General features: G+C 58.7%; 4 protein-coding genes and 1 pseudogene. All 5 read right to left on the bottom strand.

The genetic code is table 11. The features are described 5' to 3' along the window. Window positions 1-150 precede the first annotated feature (150 nt). A pseudogene (locus AB4048_RS28425) lies at window positions 151-540 on the bottom strand (LysE family translocator); the annotation flags it as partial. Window positions 541-1578: 1038 nt separating this feature from the next. Then, window positions 1579-1755 carry a hypothetical protein gene (locus tag AB4048_RS28420; protein ID WP_442205297.1) on the bottom strand — a complete coding sequence of 59 codons (177 nt, stop codon included), beginning with the start codon at window positions 1753-1755 and terminating at the stop codon, window positions 1579-1581. 296 nt (window positions 1756-2051) lie between these two features. Next, on the bottom strand, window positions 2052-3512 hold the full coding sequence (locus AB4048_RS28415) for an amidohydrolase family protein (protein WP_442205296.1): 1461 nt from the start codon (window positions 3510-3512) through the stop codon (window positions 2052-2054). Window positions 3513-3595: 83 nt separating this feature from the next. Further along, window positions 3596-5071, bottom strand: a complete 1476-nt coding sequence (locus AB4048_RS28410; protein ID WP_442205295.1) for an amidohydrolase family protein — start codon at window positions 5069-5071, stop codon at window positions 3596-3598. Between the two features lie 137 nt (window positions 5072-5208). Beyond that, window positions 5209-5754: flavin reductase family protein (locus tag AB4048_RS28405; RefSeq protein WP_442205294.1), on the bottom strand; the 546-nt coding region annotated here is incomplete at its 5' end.

Raw genomic sequence — 5754 nt, 5'->3', positions numbered from 1 at the left:
TTTGCCTGTGAATACCTCAAACCGGCGCACCGGTTCATCGCTAGATTTAAGCGTAAGCTCTGAAATCGACATATGTTCAAGCTCTCTTTCGAGCCTCAACATCGACAATCAAACGCTGATCCGGAAGGTGGGGGCAAAACAGCGCTTACCAAAAAACGCCATTTTTGGATTGAGAAGATTAGTTGCCAGCCCTTCTCCGAATATTCTCTTTTGGGATAATGGGGCCAGTCGATCCGTGGGAGAAAACCGACTAGCCTGCGACCGCATGGTCTTCCACGCCAGGAACAGCAGGTATCCACAGCCAGCCCAGCGCACAATCTCGTAAGCTGCCGGCACTGCCACCAAAAGTTGGGACAGACCGAGAGCCGTCGCAAGCGCGTGGCAATACGTGCCAATTGCAATGCCCATATAGGTGAGAAATCCGGCGGTGCGCCCTTGGCTCACACTCCTTGACGCAATTAGGAGCATGTCTGGTCCTGGCGTCGCGGTCAAAACCACGGAGGCAGCGGCGAAAAGTAAAATGGTAGGGAAGTCCGGCATATCGTTTCCTTCGAATTGGGCCGGAATTTCCGTCTATCAGCATCTCTAGAAATAGCAAGCTCGTTACGCCACCAAGCGCGGAAGCCGTTGGCCCATCCTCAACTGATCTTCGAACCACAGCCGCGCGGTCAAATGTCCGGTCTTCCGTTTGGTGAAATGTGATGTAAATGTGCAACAACTCGTAACTGGCTTTAGTGGTACCAAACGCAAAAATTCTGATCAGCCGGCCTTTACCTCCTTTCAATCTGACGTCAGGCTTTCCCTACATCGTCAATCGATGAGGGGGACCGATTGAAAATGAGATACGCTCTGGTCAATGGGCTTCGTCAGGAAGCGCAGCCGAAGCTTCGTGGAGCCTGCCCATACTGCGACGGACTAGTAACCGCCAAATGCGGCCAGCAGCGGATTTGGCACTGGTCGCATCTCGGGAAACTTGAGTGCGATCATTGGTGGGAGCCGGAAACTGAATGGCATCGCGCGTGGAAGGCCTTATTTCCGCGGGATTGGCAGGAAGTCATCCACGTCGCCGACGATGGCGAACGTCACATCGCGGACGTAAAGAATAGTGCGGGGCTCGTAGTTGAGCTGCAGCACTCTCCAATACCTCCTGAAGAGCGGCATGCCCGAGAGAGCTTCTACGAGAATATGGTCTGGGTCGTGGACGGTATGCGCTACAAGCGTGATCTTCCCGCCTTCCGCGAAGCCGTGGCTGAGGGCATCATAATCAGGGACAATCCGCTGTACGTAGAGCCACTAAGAGGCGGCACGGGAATATTTCGGCGCTGGGCTCCCCTCCAGCGCCCCGTGTTTATCGATTTTGGAGATGAAGAGTTTCGAATTAAAGGAGTTCACCCCCCTGAACCCGTCCTTTGGCAGTTCCTATTGCATCCGCGAACCAGAGGCGTTCTGATTGCTGCTGTTACAAGAGCGAGTTTCATCCAGTTCTGCTTGAACGGCAGTCCGCTAACGCATCTTTTCGTGATGCGTCATCAGCCGCCGCCCCCGCCGCCGCCGGGCTCGGCAAGGCGATACCCGCCATCACGAGCCCCGCGGTTTCCTCTGCCCCGGCGCCGGCTTTAGTGGCAACTTCCCGCCTTCAGCGACAAGCTTGTGCAGAGCATCCAGTTCGGCCTGCGAATTGATCTGCAGGTTCCGCACATCCTTGATGTTCGCCATGCGGATGCCGCCGGCATCGCGGCCATCGGGTGAAGACAACACGCCTCTCCAGAGCTGTACTCTGGGAGTTGCGACTGGCTCAGGAGACTGAAAAGGTCCTTGTGAGGGCTCCCGTTACGCGAGAGGCTGGCCAAAGGATAAGTGGACCAACCACCGCCTCCGACGCGATGTTAATGCCGTCACCTTTTCGCTTATGGTAAGCAGGTCACCTATGGTAGCAAGTGCGTGACCCGGCGCGCCAAGGCAGCAGTCTTGAAACGTCAAAGCGAGAGCGACAATCGCGGTAATGATCAATTTTTCGGATGGCTGCTGCACGATAGGTGCTCACGAGTCGATCACGAGGCGTGGTCGGCCCATTCTTTGAGTGCCGGCGCGAATTGTTCGAATAGGGTTTTTCCCTCGGTGTTGTAACGCTGATAGGCGGCCTGCAAGGCTTGTTGCGGACGCATTACAGCGTCTATGACTTCGTTTTCGTCACAGACGCGCAACCTACCGTTTTCGACGAGGACTCGCCCATCGACCATGACGAGGCTGACTCGGTCAGCGGAGCCGTGGCGGACGAGTGCAGTGATCGGGTCGGGTGCAGGCCCAAAACCCAGCGCGTTTGGATCGATGACGACCAGGTCGGCTTTGGCACCGGCAGCGATCCGGCCGATATCGGTACGCCCCAGTGCCTTGGCACCGGCAAGGTTACTCGCGGTGAAGACATCGCCTGCGGCGGCCGCCTCGTAGTTGCGTGCGGCGGCCTTTCCCATCACCGTAGCGGCGGCCATTTCAGCAAACATGTCGAGCGGATAAGCATCCGTGGCCATGGCCACATTGATGCCAGCATTGCGGTAGCGGTCGAACCCTTCGAGTGCCATACCACTTTGGGCGAAGGCAGCGGGCGAATGCGCGACCGTGGTACCGTGGCGTCCGAGAATGCCCAGGTCGTCGGCGACCGGATAGGCAACGAGGCTGTGTGAGGCGATATAGAGGCAATGGGCGAGGATCGTCTGCGGCCCTAGCACACCTTCAGCTTCCAGCAGCTGGACGGGCGTCAGCCCGGTCGCCGACATGGTTTCGAAAAATTCGCGGTGCTGCTCCAGGAAATGCATGGTGAATGGAACATCGAGTTGATCTGCGACTGTCTTGGCGCGCCTACGCAAAGCGGGTGTCGAGAGATAAAATTCGTCGACTGCGATCAGCCCTTGGAAGCGACCCGAATCGCTGCCGCCGTGGCGAACGATGAATTCCGCCGCGACGTCGAGTTCGCGCAGGCCGGCTTCCTCGTCGCGCTCGGTGGTAACGCGGCCATCATCTTCGAGCCAGTACTGTCCGGCTGTAATGATCGGCGCCCAGTAGAGCCTTATGCCCATCTCCGCCGCCACGTCGCGCATAAGGGCACTGTCGTCGTCGCCGCCGTGGCCGTATGCGACGACTGAGGTGACCCCGCCCCGCATGAGCGCCGCAAAGCCGAAACGCAACGATGCGCGTGCCTCGATCGTGCCGTAAACGCTCGGCGTGCCATCACGGCGGTTCGGCATGAAATGCAGGAAGCCGTTGCGCAGGAACCGGCGCATCCGCCGGTCGCCCATGTAGCGTGACGTTTCCTGCGCGCCGATATGGGCATGGGTGCTGATTTGGCCTGGGATGACAATCTGACGCCGGGCATCGATCTCGCTCGTCACCTTGCCGCCCCACCTCTTTCCCACATATTCGATGCGGTCGTCATTGACCACTACGACGCCATCTATCAGCCGCCGGTGCTCAGTGCCGTCGAAGGTAATGATCGTTCCGCCATGAATAACTAACATTGGGGTCTCGCTAAGTTGGGGTTATCGCGCCCTGCGGGGACGGACGGTGAAGCCATCGGTCTTGGCGGGTAGAAGAGGTTTGTTCACGTTTCCTCCCAGGCGGGCAATGAGGCAGGAAAGTGATCGGTCAATCGTGCGGCGTGCGGATGATAGTCACCATAGCTCGCCCAGATGCGCTCACTCGACGCGGCCACTTCGGCGCGAATCTGTTTTTCATCGCAGACCAACACCTGCTTGCCTTCGACCAGCACGCGCCCGTCGATAATGACAGTATCCACCATGTCCGCTGTGGCAAAATGTATGAAAGCCCGCAGCGGGTCTGGATTGTGGCCGATCGCCAAATTGTCGGTATCGACAATGACAACATCCGCCTTGGCGCCGGCCGAAAGCCTGCCGAGATCGGGCCGGCCGAGCGCCTTGGCGCCGGCTAGATTGCTCGCGGCGAACACCGTTTCAGCCGGCGCCGCTAGATAATTCTTTTCGGCGACCTTGCAGCCGATCGAGGCCATGCGCATTTCGGTGAACATTTCCAATGGCCACATGTCGGTGCCGAGCGTCATGTTGATGCCGGCGGCACGGTAGCGGTCGAAGCTCTCCATGATTGCGCCGCGCCGTGCGTATCCGGATGGAGAATGCGACACCGACACCCCGTGGGCGCCAAGAATGCCGATATCGTCGACCAGAGGATAGTTGATCAGGCTGTTCGAGCCTATATAGATGCAGTGCGCTAGGAGCGTGTTGGCGCTCAATACGCCCTCCTCGGCTAACAATTGCACGGGCGACTTTCCGGTGCGGACCATGTCCTCGAAATATTCGCGGTGTTGCTCGAGGAAATGCATGGTGAACACCGCATGCTTCTCGTCCGCTAGCTTCTTGGCGGCTTTGCGCAGACCAGGCGTCGAGGCATAGTATTCGTCGACCGTGACGATACCCTTGATAAGGCCGCCATTGGCTCCCTCGTGGATATCGAAGAAACGCGCCGTGCGTTCGAGACCGGCCATGCCGCGTGCCTCGTCAAGGGTGAGCGTCACTTTCCCATCGTCTTCGAGCCAGTATTGCCCGCCCGAAATCGCGGGAGCCCAGTAGAGCCTTATACCCATTTCGGTGGCGATCTCGACCATCAGGTCGGTCTCGTCGTGATTGCTGGGCTCGTAATAGTCGATTACCGTAGTGATGCCGTGCCGAAGTAGCGAAGCAAACCCCTGGCGCAGCGCCGACGAGTGGTCGGAGCCCGAGTAAAATGATTTACCGGTCGCCCGTCGCTGCGGCATGAAATGCAGGAATCCCGTGCGGATGAATTTCTTGAGTCCACCGTCGATCAGGCAACGCGGCCCCTCATAGGCGCCGATATGGGCATGGGTGCTGATTTGGCCCGGGATGACGGTCTTACTGCGGGCATCGATCTCGCGGTCGCAGGTGCCATTCCAGCTCTTGCCGACGTGCTGGATGCGGTCGCCCTGCACGACCACAACACCGTTTTTGAGCAGTGCGTGTTCATGACCGTTGAACGCAAAGATAGTGCCTCCGCGGATGACGGTGGTGAATTCCGGCTTGTTCATGCGCTTCTTCCGTCTAAATGGATCGGGGTCATTCGGATATGCCTGTCAACTTGGCCGCGCCGGCGCGAACATATTCGAGCGCCAGCATGCCCGACCGAAAAGAGGAGGAGGATCCCCTAAGGCCGATGCCCCGTCGATCAAAGCTTCGGCGTCAGCATCTCGAAGCGGTCGCGGATGGTACAGCAGGTATCGCCGCCGAGGCGGGCGATTGCATCGACCTCGGCGGGATCGACGCGCAACCGCTCGGGATCGACGACGCCGTCGCGATAGTGGGCATAGACGATCTCGCCGAGGATGATCTGCCGCGATTTACCGAGTTCGAGCGTCAGGTGTCGCCGGCATTCGAATGCGGCAGGCGCTTCGGCAATCCACGGCGATGCGACCCTTTCACCTGGTAGCGCCGTCAAACCCGCTTCCTTCAGTTCGTCGACATCGCGCGGATATTTTGCTCCGCAGACGTGCATCGCCTCGGCGATCGCGTAGGACACGATGTTGACGGTGAAGACTTCCGTTACGCGGATGTTGTGACCCGTGTCCTTGAAGGACATATCCGGATTGTTCTCGACGCCGAGCGCCAGGATCGGCGGATCGGCCGAAAGGCAGTTGAAGAAGCTGAACGGTGCCGCATTGATGCGACCGCCTTCGTCGACGGTCGTCACCAATGCGATCGGCCGCGGTATGAT

The sequence above is a fragment of the Rhizobium sp. RAF56 genome (genome assembly GCF_052113965.1).
Classification (GTDB): domain Bacteria; phylum Pseudomonadota; class Alphaproteobacteria; order Rhizobiales; family Rhizobiaceae; genus Rhizobium.
The sequence above is the reverse complement of the archived record's forward strand: the minus strand, read 5'-3'. Positions and strand labels throughout refer to the sequence as shown.